This window comes from Achromobacter kerstersii, assembly GCF_902859595.1.
In the GTDB taxonomy this organism is placed as follows: domain Bacteria; phylum Pseudomonadota; class Gammaproteobacteria; order Burkholderiales; family Burkholderiaceae_B; genus Achromobacter; species Achromobacter kerstersii.
On record NZ_CADIJQ010000001.1, the window covers coordinates 379109 to 403667 of the forward strand.

Sequence of the window (24559 nt, forward strand, 5' to 3'; positions counted from 1 at the left end):
CCATGATGCTGTACCGCTTGCTTTCCGCCTTGTTGAGCTACCCCGAGCCAGAATTGCTGGACGCGCTGAGCGACGTCGAGGCCGCCTTGGCCGCCCACCCGGACGCCGAGGAAACCCTGCAACCGCTCGTTGCCTACCTGGCCACGAACGACCTGATTACCGTGCAGGAAAACTACGTCGCCACCTTTGACCGCAACCGCTCGCATTCGCTGCACCTGTTTGAACACGTGCATGGCGAAAGCCGCGACCGCGGCCAGGCCATGGTCGACCTGCTGGACACCTACCGGCAGCACGGCTTCGAACCGGTTGTGTCAGAGCTGCCCGACCACGTGCCGCTGTTCCTGGAGTTCCTGGGCGTGATTGAACCCGCCCAGGCGCAGGACCTGCTGGACGAGGCCATCCATGTGCTGGCCGCGATTGGCTCGCGCCTGGCGCGGGGCGACAGCCCTTACGCCGCCATCTTCGCGGTGTTGCGCGCGCAGTCGCGGGTGACGCCGCGCGAACAAACCGAAGCCCCCGTGCGCGACATGGACGAGGCCATGGACACCTTCGGCGTCAGCGCCGACGGCGTGGAACCGCTGCTGCGCCCGTTCGCGGGCGATGGCGCGCAGGCGGTGCGCTTCTACCCTCGGGCGCCCGCCAATCCCAACGCCGCTAACCTTTAGTGCTCAGGACGACGCATCATGAACTCCCTGAATCAGTTCCTTTTCGGCATCTATCCCTATATTGCGTTGACGGTTTTCCTGCTGGGCAGCCTGGCGCGCTTTGAGCGCGAGCAATACACCTGGAAGACCGACAGCTCGCAGCTGCTGCATCGCGGCCAGTTGCGGCTGGGCAATATCCTGTTCCACATCGGCATCCTGGGTTTGTTCTTCGGCCACCTGGCCGGGCTGCTGACGCCCGTGGTGGTGTGGGACACGCTGGGCGTCTCGCACACGCTCAAGCAAACGGTCGCCATGGTGGCGGGCGGCGTCATGGGCGGCATCTGCCTGGTGGGCCTGCTGATCCTGATCCACCGCCGTTTGTCCGACCCCCGCATTGCCCGCAGCACGCGCCCGGGCGACAAGCTGCTGCTGTTGTGGATCTTGATCACCTTGCTGCTGGGCCTGTCCACCATCGTGCTGTCGGCCGGCCACATGGATGGCGAAATGATGGTGCGCCTGATGACGTGGGCGCAGCACATCGTGACGTTCCAGGGCGACGCGGCCAGCCACATCGCCGACGTGCCGCTGCTGTTCAAGGCGCACCTGTTCATGGGGCTGACGCTCTTCGTGATCTTCCCGTTTACGCGGCTGGTGCACGTGTGGAGCGGATTCGCCTCGGTGGCGTATCTGGGCCGTGCCTGGCAACTCGTGCGTCCGCGCTGAAACCTGTACACCGGGAGACGAACATGCCTGTCATTGTCAATGGCATCGAACTGAACGACGCCGATCTGGAACGTGAACTGCCGCTGCACGCGGACGCCAGCAACCCAATGCGCCACGCCATCACCGCGCTGGTGCTGCGCCGGGTGCTGCTGGACGAAGCGCGCCGGCTTCAGGTGCAGCCGGCGTCACCGAACGACGAGCAGGGCGCGCAGGACGCGAACGAGGTCGGGGACAACGAAGACGCGATCATCACCGCCTTGCTGGCGCGCCAGGCCGCCGCGCCCGTGGCGGATGACGCCGCCTGCCGCCGCTTCTATCACGCCAACCCGCAGCGCTTCTTGGTGGGTGAACTGGTTGAAGCCGATCACATCCTTTTCCAGGTGACGCCCGACGTCAACCTGGATAGGTTGCGCGCGCATGCCAACACCGTGCTGCAAGACCTGCTGGCCGATCCGTCGCGCTTCGCCCAGGTGGCGCGCGAACAATCCAACTGCCCGTCGGCGGCGGTGGGCGGCAGCCTGGGCCAATTGGGCCGGGGCGATACCGTGCCCGAATTCGAACGCGCGGTGTTCGCGCTGCCCTCGGGGGGCCTGCTGCCGCAGTTGCTGCAAACGCGGCACGGCCTGCACATTGTGCGGGTGACGCGCCGCATCGAGGGGCGCATGCTGCCTTACGAACACGTGGCCCAACAGATCGCGGCGGCGCTGTCCAACATGAGCCGCGACACCGCGTGGCGCCAGTACACCAAGCTGCTGGTCGAACAGGCTGACGTGCAGGGCATCGACCTGGAAAGCAGCGAAGCGGATCGCGTCGTGGGCGGGAGGGCAGCGTGATGGACGGGCCTGCGCCAAGATCGCTGACAGACGGGTTCGGCCGCCGCATCGACTACCTGCGCGTGTCGGTCACCGACCGCTGCGACCTGCGCTGCACCTACTGCATGCCGAAGGACTTCAAGGGCTTCGAAACGCCCGCCAACTGGCTCTCGCACGCCGAGATGGCGCGCGTGATCGGCCTGTTCGTCGGTTTGGGCGTCAGCAAGGTGCGACTGACCGGCGGTGAACCCTTGCTGCGCCGGGGCCTGCCCGAGCTGGCAGGGGCCATTGCCACGATGCCGGGGGTAACGGACCTGTCGGTATCCACCAACGGCACGCAGCTGGCGCGCCATGCGGGCGCGCTGCGGGCGGCGGGCGTGACGCGCTTGAACATCAGCCTGGACACGCTGGACGCCGACGCCTTCAGCGAGATCACCGGGCGCGATTGCCTGGCCGATGTGCTGGCTGGGCTGGCGGCCGCGCGGGACGCTGGCTTTGCGCCCATCAAGCTCAACAGCGTGGTGCACGCCGCGTCGCCGCGCGCACAGGTGCGCCGCCTGCTGGACTACGCGATCGCGCAGGGCTTCGTGCTGCGCCTGATCGAACCCATGCCCATGGGCAGCTGTGGCCAGGGCATGCGGCATACGGACTTGAACGCGCTGGGCGCGGTGCTGGCGGCCGAAGCGGGATTGGTGCCGGCGATGCCGGGGGCGGGATCGGCTGTGGGCTCGGCGGTGGGATCGGGGGCGGCATTGGGCGCGGGCGCTGGGGCGGGTTCCATGGCCCGATCAACCCCCGGCTCCGGCCCCGCCCGCTACTGGACCACTGGGCACGGCGCACCGGTGCTGGGCGTCATCACGCCCATGTCGCGCCATTTCTGCGCCGCTTGCAATCGGGTGCGGCTGGGCGTGGATGGCACCTTGTACCTGTGCCTGGGCCAGGAAGACCAGGTGCCGCTGGGCCGCATGCTGCGCGCCGGCGCGAGCGACGCGGCGCTGACCCGAGCCATCCAGACTGGCATCGCCGCCAAACCCGAACGGCACGATTTCGTCAGCCAACCCGAGCGCATTGTGCGTTTCATGGCGCAAACGGGAGGCTGAGATGCGAGACATCGAACGCTTCGTCGACGGCTTCCAGCGCTTTCAGCAGCAGTACTACGAATCCGCGCCCGCGCTGTACCGCAACCTGCGCGACGGCCAGCACCCCAGCACCTTGCTGATCGGCTGCTGCGATTCCCGCGTGGACCCGGCGATGCTGCTGGGCTGCGACCCCGGCGACATCTTCGCCGTGCGCAACGTGGCCAACCTGGTGCCGCCGGCTCGTGCCGACCGGGGCCTGCAAGGCGTGTTGGCGGCCATTCAATTCGCCGTGGAGCAATTGCAGGTCAGCCGCATCATCGTGCTGGGCCATGCGCACTGCGGCGGTATTCGCGCGCTGATGGAGCACCGCACCCGCAGCGACGGCGAAACCGATTACCTGGAACGCTGGATGGACATCGCCGAACCCGCCCGTCAGCGCGTGCTGAGTCAAATGCCCGACGCCACCGATGCCGAACGCCGCCGGGCCTGCGAGCAGGCATCCATCCTGATATCGCTGCGCAATCTGGACGAGCTGCCTTTCGTGCGCCGTGCGGTGCAGGCGGGCAGCCTGACCTTGCACGGTTGGTATTTCGACTTGGTGGCAGGCGCATTGCTGGCATACTCACCGCGGGCGGACGCGTTCTTGCCCATCGTCTGTCCCTTGTTTTCGGAGCATGCATGAGCGCAGTGTTCGGTATCGCCGGCCGGTCCGGCAGCGGCAAAACCACCTTGATCGAGGCCATGCTGCCTCTGCTGGCCGCGCGCGGCCTGCGCGTAAGCATCATCAAGCACAGCCACCACGATTTCCAGATGGAGCCGCCCGGCAAGGACAGCGCGCGCTTTCGGCTGGCAGGCGCGCAGGAAGTGATGGTGGCGTCGCCGTACCGGTATGCGATTGTGCATGAATTGCGCAATGCGCCAGAACCCACGCTCGCCGAACAGGTGGCGCGGTTGTCGCCGGCCGATCTGGTGCTGGTGGAAGGCTTCAAGCAGGCCGCCATCCCGCGCATCGAGGTTTACCGCCCGGCGCTGGGCAAACCCCCTCTGCATACGGAAGACGGCAGTTTCCTGGCGGTGGTGACCGACGCGGCGCTGGACACCGCTTTACCCTGCCTGCCGCTGAACGACCCCGCACAAGTCGCGGACTTCGTGTGCCGCACGCTGGGGTTGGGGCAGGGGTTGGGCCAGGGATTGGGGAAAGGTGGGGCGGCCGGGTCCGGCCAGCCCGCGCACTGAAGCCGAATACACTAGCAGCCGCATCGCATCGCATCGCATCGCACCGTAAGCATTGATCGTCATGACGTCCTCATCAACCCGCCCCGCCGACGACGGCCTGCCATCTCCCTGGCACCGCCTGTCCACGCGCATCATCGCCAGCTCTCTGGCGGCGCTGGTTGTCGTGCTGTCGATGATCAGTTGGACGCTTTGGCTGTCGTGGCAATTGGAAGGCGCGGGCGCCGCCATCAACGACACCGGCAGCCTGCGCATGCGCGCCAACCGGGTGGCCGTTGAACTGATGCGTCCGCAAGCGGGCCGCGCGGTGCGCACGAACGAACAGGTCGCCGTCATGGACGAGACCATCTCCCGTCTGGCGCGCGGCAATCCCGCCCGTCCGCTGTTCATACCCAACGACGACACGATCCGCGCGCAATGGCGCGACGTGGCCACTTACTGGCACGACATCATGAAGCCGGCGGCGCAAGCCGCGCTGGCGCAGCCGGACGCCGCCACGTATCTTCAGACCCTGCCTGAATTCGTGTCGCGGGCGGACACGCTGGTGCGGATGATCGAACAAGACAATGCCGGCAAGACCACCATGCTGCGCCTGTCGCAAGGCGTGCTGGCCGCGATTGCCAGCGCGGGCACGCTGGCGATGATCTATCTGCTGTACCTGTGGATCATCGCGCCCGTGCTGCGCCTGCGCGATGGCCTGCAACGGATGGGCGACCGCGACTTCAGCACGCGGCTGCCGGTTGATAGCCAGGATGAATTCGGCGTGCTGGCGCGTGGCTACAACCGCATGGCCGACGAACTGCAAGACCTGTACACCAGCCTGGAGCAGCGGGTAGAGCAGAAGACGGCGCAACTGGCCGCGCAGAACCGCGACATCGGCGCGCTGTACGACATGGCGGCGTTTCTGAATCAGCCTAACGATATTGAAGCGCTGTGCGATGGCTTCCTGCGCCGCGTCATGCTGCAATTCGACGCCGAAGGCGGCAGCATCCGCGCGCTGGACCCGGACAATGAAAAGCTCAATCTGGTGGTGTCGGTGGGCTTGTCAGACGAACTGGTTGAATCCGAGCACTGCATGAAGGTGGACGACTGCTATTGCGGCGTCGCCACGCGCCAGGCGGGCGTCATCGTCATTCAGGACTTCCGGCATACGCCGCCGGACATGGACTTGAACTGCGTGCGCGACGGGTTCGCCAGCGTGGCCGTGTTCCGTATCGTGACGCGCGACGAAGTGCTGGGGTCGTACTCGCTGCATTTCCGCCAGCAACGCCGCTTGGCCCCGTCTGATTCGCAGTTGCTGGAAACACTGGGCCAGCATCTGGGCGTGGCGCTGGACAACCGGCGCCTGAGCGCCCAGGCCCGCCAACTGGCCGTGGTGCAGGAACGCGGGCTGGTGGCGCAAGGGCTGCACGATAGCCTGGCGCAGGGCCTGAACTTCCTGAACCTGCAATTGCAAATGCTGGACGCGGCCGTCAAGCGTGGCGACGACGCCGAGGTCACCGAGATTCTGCCGCTGCTGCGCACGGGTGTCGACGAAAGCTATCAAGACGTGCGCGAACTGCTGACGAACTTCCGCAGCAAGCTGGGCCAGGGGGATCTGCAAGCCGCCATTGAAAGCACCGTTGACCGCTTCCGCCGGCAGACCGGCATCGATACCGAATTGCATTTCGGCCACGGCCAAGGCGCGCCATTGCCGCCCGAGCAGCAACTGCAAGTGCTGTTCATCCTGCAAGAGGCGCTGTCCAACGTGCGCAAGCACTCCGAAGCCAGCCGCGTACAGGTAGCGGTTGGCAATGACCGCGACTTCACCTTGCTGATCACCGACAACGGCCAGGGTTACGACCCCGCCGACGTCGCCGCCCGGGGCGAAGCGCACGTCGGCCTGCACATCATGCACGAACGTGCCGCCCGCATGCGCGCCGTGATAAAAATCGAATCACAACCCGGCGCGGGCACCCGCGTCGCGCTGACCTTGCCCGGCAGTGAACGCCAGGCCGCCTGACCCGAACGACCATGCCCATCCGTATTCTGCTTATCGACGACCACACGCTGTTTCGCTCCGGCGTGCGGCTCCTGCTGCAACGCCAGCCCGATTTCGAGGTGGTGGCCGAAGCGGGGGATGGCGTGGAAGGCATCAAGCGCGCCAAGGAACTCAAGCCTGATGTTGTGCTGCTGGACTTGAACCTGCCCGGCTTGTCGGGACTGGAGTCGCTGCAATTGCTGACGCAGGACTTGCCGTCGTGCGCCGTCATCATCCTGACGGTCTCGGAAGAGGCCGACGAGCTGGGCCAGGCCCTGCGTGATGGCGCGCGCGGCTACCTGGTCAAGAACATTGATGCCGACGTGCTGACGTCCGCCATCCGCCGCGCCGCGGCCGGGGAATCCGTCATCGCCGAAAGCATGACGGCCAAACTGGTGGAGCAATTCCGAGGCCAGGCCACGCTGGCGGCGCAGGCGCCGGGGCATGCCGAACGCCACCGGCTGACCGCACGCGAAACGCAGATCGTTCAATGCCTGGCGCGCGGCGCCAGCAATAAGGTCATTGCGCGAGAACTCGACGTCAGCGAAAGCACGGTAAAGATTCACGTGCAGAACGTGCTGAAAAAGCTCAATCTGACCAGCCGCGTGCAGGTGGCGGTGTATGCCGTGGAGCACGGCTTGCATTCTGAGGAATAGCGCTGCGGCGCATCAGATGATGACCGTTCCGACAGATATCGACTAAGACAAATATTGCGATTATTACGATCGAACATTCAATAATGGTCGTCTGAATTCTGTCATTTCTGATATTCCTTGTTTTATCGCCTGTAAGCATCAACGCCTTTTAGGCATCTACCTCACGCCCATCAATAAACGCGTTCTGATTGATGGGCGTTGACGCGTCAAACCCCGTCCCCATCACCCTTTCCACCGTGTTCACTGTGCTGATGCTTGGCGTGGCGGCTGCGTTCGCCTGCGCGCTGGCCACTGCACTACATCCCTATGGATTCAATTCAGTTATCTGATTAATCAAACGATATTTATATCGGGTTTCAGGTGATTGCTAGACAACACAAGTCGGCATCGGTGCGCTCACTAGGATTCCGCCCATCAATCTGGAAATTTGTTTGAGAAAAAACTCTGATTCTTACTAATTGAATCGGCTTTGAATGACTGCCTGCGGATGGCGCAATTCGTCAATGGAGAGTGGCCGTGAACAAGATCTATAGCCTTGTGTGGAGCGAGATTGCTGGTGCTTGGGTTGCCGTCTCCGAATTGACGAAGACCCGGGGGAAAGCTAACCGCGGCGCGCGTCTGGCAGCCATCCGCCGTGCAGGAAAGAGGGCGGCGCCATGGATGGTGGTGGCGGCAATAGCCGGGCCCGTCTGGGCGGGTACGGCCATTCAAGGCATGGTGATCAGCCCCATTACGACTGGCGGGCTGACACCGGCCACGGTGGATGCCAACTCCATCGCGATCGGCGGCGGGTTCGGCGCTACGGCCATGAACGTCAGTGTCGCGGTGGGCGATGCGTCCATCGCGACAGGCTCGAACTCGGTTGCGGTGGGGCGTCTGGCCAACGTCACGGGCAGCACGGCGACGGGCGTGGGGGCGCTGGTCGTGGCCAGCGGCACCAGCGCCACGGCCTTCGGGGCGGGGGCCAGCGGCACCGGCAACAACTCGGTGGCGGTCGGCGCGGGGGCCATCGCGTCCAACACCAGCGCCACGGCGCTGGGGCAAGGAGCGACGGCGGGCGGTAGCGGTTCGGTGGCGCTTGGCACGGGCGCGTCATCGGCGGGTACCAGTGCCGTGGCGCTGGGTCAGAGCGCAGTCGCATCGGCCAACACGACGATTTCCATCGGGGTTTCCAGCACGGCTACCGCAACGGGTGCCGTGGCGTTGGGGACCTCTGCGGATGCGCTGGGCGCGTCCGCCTTTGCGGGCGGCGTCAACGCGCAGGCCTACAACCAGAACGCCTTGGCGTTGGGCGCCAACGCCATCGCGGGGGCGTCAATAGGTTCGCCGATCAATGACACGGCCTTGGGCAATAGCGCGCAGGCCACCGGAAGCAGCTCGCTGGCGGTGGGCAATAACGCGCGCGCCACGGCGCTGGGCGCGGTCGCGCTGGGCGGCAACACGAGCAGCGGCGCCAACGCGGCGGCCACCAATGCCATTGCCATCGGCGGACAGTCGTCGGTAAGCATCGCAGCGACGTCCGGTATCGCTATCGGGCGGGGCGCGCAGGCAACGGGCGTGTTTGGCATTGCTGTGGGCGATGGGGTCTCGTCAAACGGAACCGGCCAGAACGTGGCAATAGGCTCGTCAAACACATCGGCCAACAGCGCGACGGCGCTGGGCGCAGCGGTTGCGATTGGCCGCCAACAAATCGCGTCGGGGGATGGCGCGGTCGCCATCGGCGACCCCAACACGGCGACGGGTACGGGCGCGGTCGCCGTGGGCGCAAACAACAGCGCGACGGCGACGGGCGCACTGGCGGTCGGCAGCGGCAACTCGGCATCGACCACCGGGGCGATTGCGCTGGGATCATCGTCACAGGCGAACGGGGGCAGCGGCGCGTTTGGCGCAGGCTTGTCGTCGACGGCGGCAGGGCGCGGCGCGGTGGCGATTGGCAATACCAACCCGGCAACCGGGCAAGGCGCCGTCGCCATCGGCGACTTGAACACGGCGACGGGCTTAGCGTCGATTGCGATGGGTTCCGGTTCTTCCGCAACGGCAGGCAGCACCATCGCGTTGGGTTATCAAGCCAGCGCGACCGCAGGACAAGCCATCGCCATTGGCTACCAAGGCGCTGCCAGCGGCGCCAATTCGGTCATGCTGGGTTATCTGGGCAATGCCGGGGGGGCGAGCTCGGTGGCGGTGGGGCCGCAAGCCAAAACCGTGGGGGCCTCGACGATCGCGATCGGCGATCAGTCGGTGGCGATGGCGGCGCAGGACACGTTCATCGGGTATCTGGCGGGTGGCGGCCTCAACGCGAGCATCGGCAGCAATACCGCAATCGGCGCGCAATCAGGCATGGCAGCCTCGGGGTCTTTCAACACGGCCATTGGCCGAAGCTCGGGCCAGAACGTCAGCGGCAACTTCAACGTCGCGGGCGGCTATCTGGCCGGCAACAACGTGACGGTGGACGGCACGGTTGCATTCGGATATTTGGCTACAGCAAGCATCGCGAACTCGGTGGCACTGGGTAGCAACGCCATCACGACAGCCAGCCCGTCTGCCATTACCGCCGGTACAACCGCCTACAGCAGCAGCACCATCAACGGCAATACCTACAATTTCCTGGGCGGGCAGGTGACGCCGACGGGCGTGGTCAGTGTGGGGAGCCTGGGCACGGCTCGCCGGATACAGGGCGTGGCGACCGGCCTGCTCAGTTCCACCAGCACGGACGCCGTCAACGGGTCTCAGCTGTTCGCAGTGGCGCAGCAAGTGTCGGCGTCGGCGTCCACGCCGACCAACTACTTCAACGCCAACTCCACCGTCACGGGCGTGGGCAGCAACACCCGGGCCAACTCGGGTTCAACAGGCACCGACGCCATCGCCATCGGCGGTAGCGCCAGCGCCACGGGTATCAACGACACCGCCATCGGCAGAACGGCGGCGGCCACGGGTGGCGGCGGCATCGCTTTGGGCGCGGCCACGCAAGCCTCGGCCGCCAACGCCATCGCGTTGGGCAACGGCGCGACATCGGGTGTGGCGGGCGCCATCGCCTTGGGGGCGGGCGCAACGGGCTTGGCCAACGTGGTGACAAGCGGCGTGGTCTCGCCCAGCACGGCAGGCCCCGTCACCGGTATCGCCTTCAACAACACTGCGAACATGGCCGCGGGGGCCGTCTCGGTAGGAACGCCCGCGGCCAAGCGCCAGATCAAGAACGTTGCCGACGGCTCGGATTCGAACGACGTGGTGACGGTGCAGCAGATGACGGCCGTGGCCAGCGCCGCGAACTCGGGCATCAACAATCTGGGTACCAGCATGGCCAGCAACCTGGGCAGCGGGGCGGCCTACAGCAGCGCCACGGGCTCGGTCAGCGCGCCCAGCTACACCATTCAAGGCACGACCTACACCAACGTCGGCACGGCATTGACCGGCGCCAACACGGCGCTGACCAATCTGGTGACGGGCAAGATCGGCCCCTTTGTGTCGGACAACAGCGTGACAACGGTGCAAGCCGTGTCGTCGGGGGCAAACGCAGCGGCGGGAGGCTTTGGCGCGTCGGCCACGGGGGTGGCGTCCACGGTCGTGGGCAACCAGTCCACGGATAACGCGGTCGCCAACTCCACGATTCTGGGCCAAGGCGCGTCGGTGACGGTCGGGCTAACCGGGTCCAACGTCGTCTTGGGACGTGCTTCCGCGGCAACGGTGGGGTCGCAGGCTGGCTATACGGGATTCGGTTTGGCGGCAGCGCAAAACTCAGCGGGCGAGGTGTCGGTGGGTACGGCGGCCAGCCGCCGCAAGATCACCAACGTGGCGGCCGGCAGTGCGTTGACGGACGCGGTGAACGTCGCGCAGTTGACGGGCGCGGCGTCCAACCTGGGAACCAGCATCGCCACCAACCTGGGCGGCGGCGCGACGTATAGCGCCTTAGCCGGCACGGTCGGCGCACCCGCCTACACGATTCAAGGCACGGCGTATTCCAACGTGGGGGCGGCCCTGGGCGGCGCGAACACGGCCATCACCAATTTGGTGTCGGGTGACGCCGGCCCCTTTGTGTCAGACAACAGCGTCACCGCGGCGCAGGCGGTCGCGTCTGGCGCAAACGCCAGCGCGGGCGGTTTTGGCGCGTCGGCCACTGGCGTGGCGTCGACGGTGGTGGGCAACCTGGCCACGGACAACGGCATCGCCAATTCGACGGTGTTGGGGCAGGGAGCCTCCGTTGCCGCGGGGGTGGCAGGCGCGAACGTGGCGTTGGGCCAAGGGTCGTCGGCCGCAATAGGTTCGCAAACGGGCTATACCGCGTTTGGCCTGTCGGCCGCGCAGACGTCCGGAGGCGAAGTGTCAGTGGGTTCGGGCGTGCGACTGCGCAAGATCACCAACGTGGCGGCCGGCAGCGCGTTGACTGATGCGGTCAACGTCGCGCAGTTGAGTGGCGCGGCGTCGAACCTGGGTGCGAGCATCGCCACCAATCTGGGCGGCGGGGCCGCCTACAGTGCGGCGGCTGGCACGGTCAGCGCGCCCAGCTACACGATCCAAGGCACGGCGTACGCCAACGTCGGCGCGGCCTTGGGCGGCGCGAACACCGCCATCACTAATTTGATGTCGGGCGATGCTGGGCCCTTTGTGTCGGACAACAGCGTCACCGCAACGCAGGCGGTGGCATCCGGCGCAAACGCAAGTGCGGGCGGCTTTGGCGCGTCGGCCACCGGCGCGGCATCGACCGTAGTCGGCAATCAAGCCACGGACAACGGGGTCGCGAATTCGACGGTGTTGGGCCAGGGCGCATCGATTGCCGCAGGCTTGTCGGGCGCCAACGTGGCGCTGGGCCAAGGGGCGTTGGCGGCCTCGGGGTCTCAGACCGGCTACACCGCTTTCGGACTGGGCGTGGCGCAGAACTCGGCGGGCGAGGTGTCCGTTGGCACCGCGGCCAGCCGCCGCAAAATCACCAACGTGGCGGCCGGCAGCGCGTTGACCGATGCGGTCAACGTTGCGCAGTTGAGCGGCGCGGCGTCGAACCTGGGTTCGAGCATCGCTACGAACCTGGGCGGCGGCGCGGCCTACAGTGCGGCGGCTGGCACGGTCAGCGCGCCCAGCTACACGATCCAAGGCACTGCGTACGCCAATGTCGGCGCGGCGTTGGGCGGCGCGAACACCGCTCTGACCAATTTGATGTCGGGTGATGCCGGGCCATTTGTGTCGGATAACAGCGTCACCGCGACGCAGGCGGTGGCATCCGGTGCGAACGCGAGCGCGGGCGGCTTTGGCGCGTCGGCCACTGGCGCGGACGCGACGGTGATAGGCAACCTGGCTACCGACAACGGCGTGGCGGGCTCGTCGATTTTGGGGCGCGGCGCATCGGTCGCGGCAGGATTGTCGGGTTCCAACGTCGTGTTGGGACAAGACTCAGCCGCCCTGGTGGGAGCCGAGACGGGCTACAGCGGCTTTGGCTTGTCGGCCGCGCAAACCTCTGGCGGCGAAGTGTCGGTCGGCACGGCGGCCAGCCGCCGCAAGATCACCAACGTGGCGGCCGGCAGCGCGTTGTCGGATGCGGTCAACGTCGCACAATTGCGCGGCGCGGCGTCCAACCTGGGCACCAGTCTGGCCAACAGTCTGGGCGGTGGCGCAAGCTACAACGCGGGCACCGGCCAAGTCGGAGCCCCCAGCTACAGCATTCAAGGCGGCGCCTACAGCAGCGTCGGCAGCGCGCTGAGCCAGCTGGATTCCGCCGTGGCAGGCATCAGCACCGGCAAGGCAGGCCCCTTTGTGGCGGACAGCAATGTCACGGCCACGCAGCCGGTTGCGTCGGGCATCAACACGGCGGCAGGCGGTTTTGGCGCGTCGGCAACGGGTGATGGTTCAACCGTCGTGGGCAACCTGGCGTCCGACAACGGCGTGCTGAACTCGGTCGTGCTGGGCGAAGGCGCAATGATCGCGGCGGGCCTGACGGGCGAGAACGTGGCATTGGGTCAAGGCTCAGCGGCGACCGTGGGCGCAGAGACCGGCTACACGGCCATCGGATTGGCGGCGGCGCAAAGCTCCAGCGGTGAGGTGTCGCTGGGCTCCGCAGGCGTCGAACGCAAGGTCACGAATTTGGCGGCGGGCAGTGCGTCGACGGATGCGGTGAACGTGGGGCAACTGACGGGCGTCGCTAACGCGGCGAGGACGGGCTTGAGCACCTTGGGTGCAAGCGTGGCGTCGAACCTGGGCGGGGGATCGACCTTCGACCCAGCAACTGGCGCGGTCACCGCACCCAGCTATGGCGTGCAAGGCAATACCTGTTCGAACTTGGGTAGCGCCATCGGCAGCTTGGACACGGCGGTGACTAGCGTCAGCAACGCCGTGACCAGCGTCAACAACGCCGTGACCAACGTCAACAATGCAGTGACTAGCGTCAACAACGCAGTGACGAACATCACCAGTGGCAAGACCGGGCCGTTCGTCTCTGACAACAGCGTGACGACGGCGCAAGCCATTGCGTCGGGTGCAGATGCGTCCGCAGGTGGCTTCGGCGCGTCGGCGACGGGCGCGGCGTCGACGGTTGTCGGTAACCAAGCCACCGACAACAGCGTTGCGAATTCGACGGTGCTGGGTCAAGGTGCGACGATCACGGCTGGTTTGACGGGTTCGAACGTAGCGTTGGGTCAAGGCTCCACAGTAGCAGTCGGATCAGAGACCGGTTACACCGCGATCGGCTTGTCCGCAGCGCAAAATTCCAGCGGCGAAGTATCCATCGGGTCGGTAGGTTCGGAACGCAAACTCACGAACCTGGCAGCGGGAAGTGTAGGGACAGACGGTGTAAACGTCAGCCAACTGACGGGCGTCGCTGACGCCGCAACGACCGGCCTGAGCACCTTGGGTTCAAGCGTGGCATCCAACTTGGGCGGGGGATCGACCTTCGACCCGGCAACCGGCGCAGTCACCGCACCCAGCTATGGTGTCCAAGGCAGCACCTATTCGAACTTGGGTAGCGCCATTGGCGGCTTGGACACGGCGGTGACTAGCGTCAACAACGCCGTGACCAGCGTCAACAATGCAGTGGCGAACATCAGCAGTGGCAAGACCGGGCCGTTCGTCTCCGACAACAGCGTGACGACGGCGCAAGCCATTGCGTCGGGTGCTGATGCGTCGGCGGGTGGCTTCGGCGCGTCGGCGACGGGCGCGGCGTCTACCGTTGTCGGTAACCAAGCCACCGATAACAGCGTTGCGAATTCGACGGTGCTGGGTCAAGGTGCGACGATCACTGCCGGCCTGACCGGTTCGAACGTCGGGTTGGGTCAAGCGTCAACCGCAGCAGTTGGATCAGAGACCGGCTACACCGCGATCGGCTTGTCCGCAGCGCAAAACTCCAGCGGGGAAGTATCGATCGGGTCGGCAGGTTCGGAACGCAAGCTTACGAACCTGGCAGCGGGCAGCGCGTCTACGGATGCCGTGAACGTGGGCCAACTGACGGGCGTCGCCAACGCTGCAACGACGGGCTTGAGCACCTTGGGTTCAAGCGTGGCATCGAACTTGGGCGGGGGGTCGACCTACGACCCGGTCGGCCAGACAGTCACTGCGCCGACGTATGGCGTGCAAGGGTCGACATACTCGAATGTTGGCGGCGCCATCGGCGGTTTGGATACGGCGGTGACTAGCGTCAACAACGCCGTGACCAGCGTCAACAATGCAGTGGCGAACATCAGCAGTGGCAAGACCGGGCCGTTCGTCTCCGACAACAGCGTGACGACGGCGCAAGCCATTGCGTCGGGTGCAGATGCGTCCGCAGGCGGCTTCGGCGCGTCGGCGACGGGCGCGGCGTCGACGGTTGTCGGTAACCAAGCCACCGACAACAGCGTTGCGAATTCGACGGTGCTGGGTCAAGGTGCGACGATCACGGCTGGTTTGACGGGTTCGAACGTAGCGTTGGGTCAAGCTTCGACCGCAGCAGTTGGATCAGAGACCGGCTACACCGCGATCGGCTTGTCCGCAGCGCAAAGCTCCAGCGGCGAAGTCTCCATCGGGTCCGCAGGTTTGGAACGCAAGCTCACGAACCTGGCGGCGGGCAGCGCAGGAACGGACGCCGTCAACGTCAGCCAACTGACGGGCGTCGCTAATACCGCGACGACCGGGCTGAGCACCTTGGGTTCAAGCATGGCATCCAACTTGGGCGGGGGATCGACCTTCGATCCGACAACCGGTTCCATCACCGCACCCAGCTATGGCGTGCAAGGCAATACCTACTCGAACTTGGGTGGCGCCATCGGCGGCTTGGACACGGCGGTGACTAGCGTCAACAACGCCGTGACCAGCGTCAACAATGCAGTGGCGAACATCAGCAGTGGCAAGACCGGGCCGTTCGTCTCCGACAACAGCGTGACGACGGCGCAAGCCATTGCGTCGGGTGCAGATGCGTCCGCAGGCGGCTTCGGCGCGTCGGCGACAGGTGCGGCGTCTACCGTCGTCGGTAACCAATCCACCGATAACAGCGTTGCGAACTCGACGGTGCTGGGTCAAGGCGCAACGATCACTGCCGGCTTGAGCGGTTCGAACGTCGCGTTGGGTCAAGCGTCGACCGCAGCTGTCGGATCAGAGACGGGCTACACCGCGATCGGCTTGTCCGCAGCGCAAAGCTCCAGCGGGGAAGTATCGATCGGGTCGGCAGGTTCCGAACGCAAGCTCACGAATCTGGCAGCGGGCAGCGCAGGAACGGACGCAGTCAACGTCAGCCAACTGACGGGCGTCGCCAACGCCGCAACGACCGGCCTGAGCACCTTGGGTTCAAGCGTGGCATCCAACTTGGGCGGGGGATCGACCTTCGATCCGACAACCGGTTCCATCACCGCACCCAGCTATGGCGTGCAAGGCAACACCTACTCGAACTTGGGTAGCGCCATCGGCGGTTTGGACACGGCAGTGACGAGCGTCAACAATGCGGTCACCAGCGTCAACAATGCCGTGACCAGCATCAGCAGCGCCGTGACCACCATCAGCAGCGGCAAGGGCGGCCCGTTTGTGTCGGACGACAGCGTCAACACGATACAGGCGCTGGCCGCTGGCGCGGATAGCGCGGCGGGGGGTTTTGGGGCGTCGGCAACCGGGGCGGCGTCCACCGTCGTGGGCAATCAAGCCACGGACAACAGCGTCGCCAACTCGACGGTGCTTGGCCAAGGCGCAAGCATAACTGCCGGCCTGGCCGGGGCGAACGTGGCGTTGGGGCAAGGCGCGGTGTCGGCCATTGGCGCAGAGAGCAATTACGCCGCCTTCGGCCTGAGCGCCGTGCAAAGCTCGGAAGGCGAGGTGTCGCTGGGCGTGGCGGGCGCGGAACGCAAGCTCACCAATGTGGCGGCGGGCAGTGGCTCAACCGATGCGGTCAACGTCGGCCAACTGAAGGGCTCGGCGGCGCTTTTGGGTGCTAGCGTTGCGTCCAGTCTGGGAGGCGGCGCGGTGTATAGCCCGGCCACGGGTACCGTGTCGGCGCCCAGCTATACCGTGCAGGGCAACACCTACAGCAGTCTGGGCACGGCGATTGGCGGGCTGGATACGCTGGTTTCCAATATCAGCAGCGGCCGGGCGGGGCCCTTCGTGGCCGACGCCGCAGTGACGTCCGCACAACCCCTGGCATCGGGCGCGAACAGTGCGGCCGGCGGCTTTGGCGCGTTGGCGACGGGGGCGGGCTCGCTCTCGCTGGGTAACCAAGCCAGCGACAACGGCGTGGCGAATTCCACGACGCTGGGTCAGGGCGCCAAGATCACGGCCGGGCTGACGGGCGCCAACGTGGCGTTGGGCCAAGGGTCCGTCGTCGCGGTGGGGGCGCAGACTGGCTACGTGGCCTTCGGTTTGGCCGGCACCATCAGCTCGGCTGGCGAAGTGTCGGTAGGGTCCGCGGGCAATCTGCGCAAAGTAACGAACGTGGCGCCGGGCAGCGATCTGACGGATGCGGTCAACGTGCGGCAACTGACGCAGGTGAGCACGCGAATCGGACAGGTCGGCACGGATGCCTTGATGTGGGACCCCACGGCCAACAGCGGCGTCGGCGCGTACTCCGCCGCACACGGAAGCATTGGCGGCCCCAGCATCATCACGCGGGTTGCGCCGGGCGTGCTGGCCGCCAGCAGCTGGGACGCCGTGAACGGATCGCAGTTGTACGCCACCAACCAGACCGTGACCCAGCTTGTGTCAACGGTGAACAGCTTTGCCGGCAAGACTGACCCGGCCGTCAATGGGCAAGGGGTTCGATACGAGCGCACCAACGACACTGGCCTGATGCAGATGGATGCGTACGCAACGGGACAAGGTGCGACCGCCATTGGCTATAACGCACAGGCAAGCGGCGCGGGCAGTCTGGCCCTGGGTGCGAATACGCAAGCCACCGTGGATGGCGGCATCGCCATCGGGCAAGGGTCTATCTCTGACCGGGCGTCCGTTACGCGGACCCTTACCCGGGCCGTTACGCCGGGGGCATTCTCGGTGGGTGCGCCGGGCATGCTGCGCCAGGTCATCAACGTGGCGGACGGCACGCAGGCGCAAGACGCTGTGACGGTGCGCCAGTTGCAGGGCGCAATCGCGGCGGTCACCGTGACGCCTATCAAGTACTTCCACGTTGACAGCACCAAGGCCGATGCGTTGGCGGTGGGGGCGGATGCCATCGCGGTGGGGCCGGAGGCCATCGTCAATGGTGACGCCGGCATCGGGATGGGGCTGGCCGCGGAAGTGGACAGCACGGCGCCCAACGGCATCGCGATCGGCTCGTCCGCCCGCTCGGCCCAGGGGTCCGCCATTGCCTTGGGCACGTCGGCGTTGGCCAATGGGGCGCAGTCGATGGCGCTGGGGGCAAGTGCGGGGGCCAGTGGCGACAACAGCGTCGCGCTGGGTTCCACCGCTGCCGCCACCGGCGACAAGAGCCTGGCGCTGGGTGCAGGCGCACAGGCCCAGCAGGCGGGCGATGTGGCGTTGGGCGCCGGGGCGGTGGCCAACATGGGGGCAGCACCGATCTATACCGGCAAATACTCAGGCGTGTCCAACACGATTGCGGGCACGGTGTCGGTGGGCGCCACGGGGGCCGAACGCACCGTCAGCCACGTTGCCGATGCGCAGAACGCGACGGACGCCGTGAACCTGCGCCAATTGGACGGCGCGCTGACGCAGGCCAATCTCTATACCGACCAGCAGATTGCCACGGTCAATAGCGGATTGACGCAAGGCGGCAGCGGCATGTTCCAGGTCAATCAGACCAGCCCCACGCCGGCGCCCACGGCAACGGGCGCAGAGTCTACCGCAGGCGGCGCGGGGGCGGTGGCATCGGCGGCAGGCAGCACGGCGCTGGGCAATGGCGCGCAGTCCCGAGGCGCCAATTCCGTGGCGCTGGGCGCGGGCAGCTCGGACGGGGGCCGCGAGAACGTGGTGTCGGTCGGCGCGGCGGGCCAGGAACGGCAGGTGACCAACGTCGCCGCGGGCACGGCAGAGACGGATGCCGTCAACGTGCAGCAGTTGAATGCCTCCAAGCAGGGCACGGTGCAGTACGCCACCACACCGGGCACGAAGGCGGTGGATTATTCCCGGATCACGCTGGGCAATGGGGGCGGCCCGGTCACGTTGAGCAATGTGGCCGACGGGGTGCAGGACAACGACGCCGTCAACGTGCAGCAACTGAACGCGGGCTTGGGCGGCGCGGTGCAGCAGTCCAACGCTTACACCGACGGCAAGTTCCAGAACCTGCGCAACGATATGGACCGCTACCGGCGCGACGCGTCGGGCGGCACCGCCACGGCGATGGCGGTGGCGGGGTTGGCGCAGGCTTATCTGCCGGGCCGGGGCATGTTCTCTGTCGCGGGCAGCACGTATGACGGCCAGCAAGGCTTTGCGATGGGCTTGTCAACGGTGTCGGGCAACGGCAAGTGGGTCTACAAGATGTCGGGTTCCACGAACACGCGCGGCACGTTTGGCGCAGTGGTAGGCGCAGGTTTTCAGTGGTGAAGGTGCGCCGGCTGGCAAGGCATTGCCTTTGCCAGCCGGGGTGAACCTGTCAGTGCGGTGCTTTTCTTTTCATAGCGAGGACTTATGCAACAGACGAACCTGATCTCTCGTGGCGTGCGCGCCAGCGTGTTGTGCAGCGCCATGGCCTTGGCCGCGCCGGCGCTGGCCGCGGACCCGTCGCTGGACAGCGCGGTGTCGGCCGCCAAGCAATGGGTGTCGATGTCGGACGCCGGTTCCACGGACAAGATGTGGGGCGCCAGTAGCGACATCATGAAGCAGCGCGTGGACAAACAGGGCTGGTCTGATTATCTGAGCCAGTTGCGCACCGAAGTCGGCCGCTACGCCGGGCGCGAATGGGTGCAGGTGGTGCGCGTGACAGACCCGGTGGATCTGCCGCAAGGGCAATACGTGAACGTCATTTTCACCACCCAGTTCCGCAACATGCCCGCGACCGAGACCGTATCGATGGTGGCGAACAAGAACCGCTGGGTGCCGATGGGATACGTGGTGCGAAAAATTGCGGCGGACGCGCAGCCGGCCATGTAGGCAGGCTCGCGCGTCAGCCGCTATGTTGATCTGTGACAAGGTCCGGCCGATGGCCGGACTCTAGACTGCCAGGCATGGAAACATCTTCCCATCCCCTGGAATTGGTGGCGCCAGCGGGCAGCCTTGCCGCGCTGACCGCCGCCTTGGACGCAGGTGCCGACACGGTCTATCTGGGCTTGCGCAACGCCACCAACGCTCGCAACTTCGCCGGGCTGAATTTTTCGGAAAGTGATATCCGAACGGGCGTCGACCTCGCGCATCAGCGCGGCCGGCAGGTGCTGTTCGCCATCAACACCTTTGTGCAAGCGGGCAGGGGCCAGGAATGGCGCGCGGCGGTGGACGCCGCGCACGACCTGGGCGCGGACGCCGTCATCATGGCGGATGCGGGCTTGCTGGCCTATGCCAGCGACCGCTACCCCGATCTGCGCTTGCATCTGTCGGTACAAGGGTCCGCCACCCACACCGACGCCATCGAACTCATGAAGGAACAGTTCGGCATACGCCGTGTGGTGTTGCCGCGCGTGTTGACGCTGGCGGAGATTGCGCGCATTTGCGCCAACGTCAGCGTGGAAGTCGAGGTCTTCGGCTTTGGCAGCCTGTGCGTCATGGCCGAAGGGCGGTGCCTGCTGTCGTCTTACGCCACGGGCGATTCCCCGAATAACAAAGGCGTCTGTTCACCCGCCCACGCCGTGCGATGGGTGGAAACGCGGGGCCGGATGGACGCGCGTCTGTCGGGCATTCTGATTGATCGATACGAACCGGGCGAGCCTGCCGCCTATCCCACCTTGTGCAAAGGCCGCTTCGAAGTCGAAGGGCGCGCCGACCACGCGCTGGAAGAACCCACCAGCCTGAACGCCATCGGCCTGTTGCCGCGCCTGGCGGAGATGGGGGTGACGGCCATCAAGATAGAAGGGCGGCAGCGCAGCCCGGCGTATGTCGCGCAAGTGGTGTCCACGCTGCGGGCGGCGCTGGACAGCGCGCATGCCGACGCCGCACGGTTTTCGCCGCTGCCCAAGTGGAACGCCTTGCTGGCGCGCCACGCAGAAGGTTCCCAAGTCACGCAAGGCGCATTCGAACGGCCATGGAAATAGATCGCAACCCCACCCTTGAACGCAACGCCTTCCAGATCGCTGTTGGACCGTTGCTGTATTACTGGCCACGCCAACACACACTGGATTTCTATGCAGAACTGGCCGACAGCGCCGCAGACATCCTCTATGTGGGCGAAACGGTGTGCAGCCGCCGCCACGAATTGCGCGCGGGCGATTGGCTGGACCTGGCGCGGGACTTGCGCGCCACGGGCAAGACGGTGGTGCTGTCGGGGCGTACGCTGATCGAAACGGGCGCGGAAGCGCTGGCGTTAAAGAAACTGTGCGCGCAAGAAGACTTCATGATCGAGGCGGGTGAAGTCGGCGCCCTGCGGCATTTGGGCGGGCGGCCCTTTGTGGCGGGGCCGCACGTCAATGCGTATCACGGCGGCACCCTGCAATGGCTGGCAAGCCTGGGCGCAATACGCTTTGTGGCGCCGCTGGAAATGGATGGCAATACGCTTGCCCGGCTGCTGGAAGAACGCCCGGCCGGGCTGGCCGCCGAAGTGCTGGTGTGGGGCCGCATGGCGCTGGCGTTTTCGGCGCGCTGCTTTACCGCGCGCCATTTCCGCTTGAAGAAGGATGAGTGCGGATTCCGGTGCATTGAACACCCCGATGGGCTCGACATGCGGACACGCGAATCCAATGAATTTCTCAGTATCAACGGCATCCAGGTGCAATCCGCCGCCTGTCTGGACTTGTTGGCGCAGGCAAGGGAGCTGGCCAGCATGGGTGTCGAGGTCATGCGGGTGAATCCGCAGTCGGCAGGAACGCTTGACGCCATTGCCGCGCTGGATGCGATCCGCGCGGGCGGCGAGCCCGGGGCCGTGACGCCGCCCGCAGGGATGGGGCGCTGTAATGGCTATTACTACGGCCGCTCGGGCATTGAACTTCTGGAGACGGCAGCATGAGCGTCGCGATGGGGTTTCCGGGTCTGCTGGCAAAGGTGGGGCGGCGCCTGCCCGCGCCGCTCGTATCGATGCATTTCGTGGCCGGGCTGGAATTGGCGCGCCGCTTCAAATGGCTGGCGCCGCCGCCCGAACTGGAAGGGCGCAGCTTCGCCATCACCATCGAAGACTTTGGGCTGCGCAGCAGTTTCGGGGTGCGGGGCGGGGCGTTTCGGCCGATGTGGCATGGCGCGCCCGCCGAGCTGGAACTGGGGGCAACGATGGCGGACCTGCTGAGCTTGATGCGCGCCGACACCGATGCGGACACCTTGTTCTTTCAACGGCGCCTGCGCATTTCGGGTGACACCGAACTGGGGCTTATCGTCAAGAATTGGCTGGACGCCGCCCCGCGCCCCGCGTGGCTGAAGCCAGCGATGTAAGGTCCGCCACGAGCCCCCGCTGGCGCAAGCCTGCGGAGCCGGGGCTACACCACGCGGCGTGAAATAGGAAGACTCAGATTTCACGTTCAGACGCCGGTTCAAGGCCAAAACGGCCGTCCATTTCGCCTAAGCTGCTGCTCAACTGCCATCAGGCAAGGGAGCATTCAGCATGCATAGCAACACCGGTGCAGAACTTCCCATTCCGGCGAAAGGGGCGCAGGCGGCCACTTCGTCGCGGGCGGAACGCCTGTTCATTGACCTGCTGCGCCAGCATCTGCGCGACGCATCGCTGCTGATCATTGATGGGGGCCGCCGTCACGCGGTGGGCCAAAGCGGGGCGGCTGAACTCGTGCTGCGGGTTCACCGGCCTGACTTCTACGCGCGCGTGCTGTTGCAGGGCAACCTGGGCATGGGCGAATCCTTCATGGAAGGCGGCTTCGATGTCGATGACGGCCGGTTGGCGGATGTGCTGGCGGTCTTGCTCAAGGCCCGGATGGACCGCAAGACGGGGCGGCACTGGCGCTACGCCTTGCGGTATGGGGCGTTGCTGGCAGGCAACCTGCTGGCGGGCAAGACGCGCAATGTGCGCCGCCACTACGACGTTGGCGAAGACCTGTTCGATGCGTTCCTGCACGACCGCTATCAGGTGTATTCCTGCGGCTATGCGCGCAACGCCGACGCCGACATCGACACGCTTCAACACGACAAACTCGACCGCATTTGCCAGAAGCTGGAACTGGCGCCGCGTCAAACCCTGCTGGATGTGGGATGCGGCAAGGGCGGCTTGCTGATTCATGCGGCGCGGCACTACGGGGTCAAGGGCACCGGCGTCACGAACAGCCTGGCGCACTGGGAACGGGCGAATGCGCTGATCAACCAGCATGGGGTGGGCGACCGCGTGAAAGTGCTGCTGCAAGATTACGCGTCGGTTGCCGGGGTGTTTGATCGGGTTGTCAGCGTGGGCATGCTGGAACACCTTCCCCGGCGCGAGTACCCGCAATATTTCCGCACCCTTGCCAAAGCGCTTCGGCCAAACGGACGCGGTCTGGTGCACGCCATCGGGTGCAACACGCGCGTCAACCGTCACGACCCTTTCATCCAGCGCTACATCTTTCCGGGTTCGGATACGCCCAAATTATCGGCAATCACCCGGCAGCTAGAGAACCACCACCTGGCCATCCTGGATGCGGAAAACCTGGTTCGCCACTATGCCGTCACGGCGCAGCGTTGGCTGGAGGCGTTTCGCGCACACGCGCCGTCGCTGGATGCCAGCCGCTACGACGCGGCCTTCAAACGCATGTGGGAATACTACCTGTGCTGCGGCATTGCGGCCGCGAAGGCGGGCGAGGCCGCGTTGTACCAAGTGCTGTTCACCAACGATTACTACGCGCCGTACCGGTATCAGCGCGTTTAAGGAGACATCGCGATGCCTGCGAACAGCGACTTTGCCAGACTGCGCAATACGCTCATGGCCGCGGGGTTCAGCGAACGGACGCCTTGGGCCATCTTCGGTGAATGGCTGGTGTTTGTCGGGTTGACGATCGCGGGCGTCGCGGCGCTGGCGACGTCAGATGCGTGGTGGGTGCGCCTGCTGGCGTTTGCGGCCATCATCATGGGCAGCATGGGTATCACCACGAACGCGCATACCGCCTCGCATCACGCCATCAGCAAGCGGCGGTGGGTGAACGACTTCTTTCTGTACTTCGGCTACCCGTTCTTCAGCCAGGTGTCGGCGAACTACTGGCGGCAAAAGCATTTGGTGATTCATCATCCGCACCCGAACATTGTTGGTGTGGATAACGATGCAAATCTGGCGCCGGTGTTCGCGTTGAACCAATCCGAACTGCATCGGGTGCGCGGCCTGCATCGCTGGTGGTACGCACACCAAGGCTATTTTCTGCCGCTGATGCTGGTGGGTAACGCCTTTGGCGTGGTGTTCCAAAGCTGGCGGTATCTGTTGCGCCGGCTGGCGGACCCGGCAAAGCGCACGCGCGCGCACTGGGCGGATTTGTCGGTGCTGATGCTGCACTGGGTCGTCTGGGTGGGCGTGCCTTGCCTGTTTTTCACGCTGGAAGCGGTGCTGATGTTTACGCTGCTGCGCTATGCCGCGATGTCTTACGCCGCGTTTGCGCTGTTTGCACCCGCGCATTATCCGGCCGCTGCGGGCCTGTACGACCGCAGCACGCTGAATGGCAACTTCCTGATGCTGCAAACCGCCACCACCATCAACTTCCGGACTGGGCCAGTGGGCCGGCTGCTATGCGGCGGCGTGGAATACCAGATCGAACATCATCTGTTCCCGAGCATCAGCCCCAGGCATTACCGCGCCATCAGCCCCATCGTGAAGCGCTTCTGTGACGAGCACGGGTATCCGTATCGAACCGAAGGCTGGTTCGAGGCCATGTGGCATTCATTCGTGACGTTCTGGCGTCCCAAGGTGGTGCACGCCGCGCTGCCGGAACCCGAGCCGCGTCGCTCGCAGCGGTAACGGCGCGACGGCGCA

Annotated in this window: 15 protein-coding genes; all 15 read left to right on the forward strand. The window is 65.7% G+C overall.

Annotated features, from left to right (window positions below; translation table 11 throughout):
* Positions 1-2 precede the first annotated feature (2 nt).
* Positions 3-665 (forward strand): nitrate reductase molybdenum cofactor assembly chaperone, encoded by a 663-nt coding sequence (gene narJ, locus HV765_RS01710; protein ID WP_054427760.1) that lies wholly within the window; start codon positions 3-5, stop codon positions 663-665.
* 18 nt (positions 666-683) lie between these two features.
* Positions 684-1367, forward strand: coding sequence for a respiratory nitrate reductase subunit gamma (gene narI / locus HV765_RS01715; protein WP_054427758.1), 684 nt, complete (start codon positions 684-686; stop codon positions 1365-1367).
* A 23-nt stretch (positions 1368-1390) separates the two neighbouring features.
* Positions 1391-2200 carry a peptidylprolyl isomerase gene (locus HV765_RS01720; protein ID WP_175168560.1) on the forward strand — a complete coding sequence of 270 codons (810 nt, stop codon included), beginning with the start codon at positions 1391-1393 and terminating at the stop codon, positions 2198-2200.
* Positions 2200-3279 (forward strand): GTP 3',8-cyclase MoaA, encoded by a 1080-nt coding sequence (locus HV765_RS01725; RefSeq protein ID WP_175169456.1) that lies wholly within the window; start codon positions 2200-2202, stop codon positions 3277-3279. The genes HV765_RS01720 and HV765_RS01725 overlap by 1 nt, the downstream gene beginning before the upstream one ends.
* A 1-nt stretch (position 3280) precedes the next feature.
* Complete coding sequence (locus HV765_RS01730) at positions 3281-3940, forward strand: carbonic anhydrase (protein ID WP_175168561.1); 660 nt, start codon at positions 3281-3283, stop codon at positions 3938-3940.
* Positions 3937-4494 (forward strand): molybdopterin-guanine dinucleotide biosynthesis protein B, encoded by a 558-nt coding sequence (mobB, locus tag HV765_RS01735; protein ID WP_175168562.1) that lies wholly within the window; start codon positions 3937-3939, stop codon positions 4492-4494. Before HV765_RS01730 ends, mobB begins: the two co-directional genes overlap by 4 nt.
* A 61-nt stretch (positions 4495-4555) precedes the next feature.
* A complete protein-coding gene (locus HV765_RS01740) occupies positions 4556-6493 on the forward strand; it encodes a type IV pili methyl-accepting chemotaxis transducer N-terminal domain-containing protein (RefSeq protein ID WP_054427745.1) in 1938 nt (645 codons plus the stop codon).
* 11 nt (positions 6494-6504) lie between these two features.
* Entirely contained in the window at positions 6505-7167 is a 663-nt protein-coding gene (locus HV765_RS01745) for a response regulator (protein WP_054427743.1), read from the forward strand.
* A 516-nt stretch (positions 7168-7683) separates the two neighbouring features.
* Complete coding sequence (locus tag HV765_RS01750; RefSeq protein WP_175168563.1) at positions 7684-19095, forward strand: ESPR-type extended signal peptide-containing protein; 11412 nt, start codon at positions 7684-7686, stop codon at positions 19093-19095.
* Positions 19096-19179: 84 nt separating this feature from the next.
* Complete coding sequence (locus HV765_RS01755; protein ID WP_175168564.1) at positions 19180-19641, forward strand: DUF4019 domain-containing protein; 462 nt, start codon at positions 19180-19182, stop codon at positions 19639-19641.
* A gap of 74 nt (positions 19642-19715) precedes the next feature.
* A complete protein-coding gene (ubiU, locus tag HV765_RS01760; protein WP_175168565.1) occupies positions 19716-20732 on the forward strand; it encodes a ubiquinone anaerobic biosynthesis protein UbiU in 1017 nt (338 codons plus the stop codon).
* Complete coding sequence (locus tag HV765_RS01765) at positions 20723-21640, forward strand: U32 family peptidase (protein WP_175168566.1); 918 nt, start codon at positions 20723-20725, stop codon at positions 21638-21640. Before ubiU ends, HV765_RS01765 begins: the two co-directional genes overlap by 10 nt.
* Positions 21637-22056 carry a ubiquinone anaerobic biosynthesis accessory factor UbiT gene (gene ubiT / locus HV765_RS01770; protein WP_175168567.1) on the forward strand — a complete coding sequence of 140 codons (420 nt, stop codon included), beginning with the start codon at positions 21637-21639 and terminating at the stop codon, positions 22054-22056. Before HV765_RS01765 ends, ubiT begins: the two co-directional genes overlap by 4 nt.
* A gap of 169 nt (positions 22057-22225) precedes the next feature.
* On the forward strand, positions 22226-23470 hold the full coding sequence (locus tag HV765_RS01775; protein ID WP_175168568.1) for a class I SAM-dependent methyltransferase: 1245 nt from the start codon (positions 22226-22228) through the stop codon (positions 23468-23470).
* Between the two features lie 12 nt (positions 23471-23482).
* On the forward strand, positions 23483-24544 hold the full coding sequence (locus HV765_RS01780) for a fatty acid desaturase family protein (RefSeq protein ID WP_175168569.1): 1062 nt from the start codon (positions 23483-23485) through the stop codon (positions 24542-24544).
* The last annotated feature ends 15 nt before the right edge of the window (positions 24545-24559 follow it).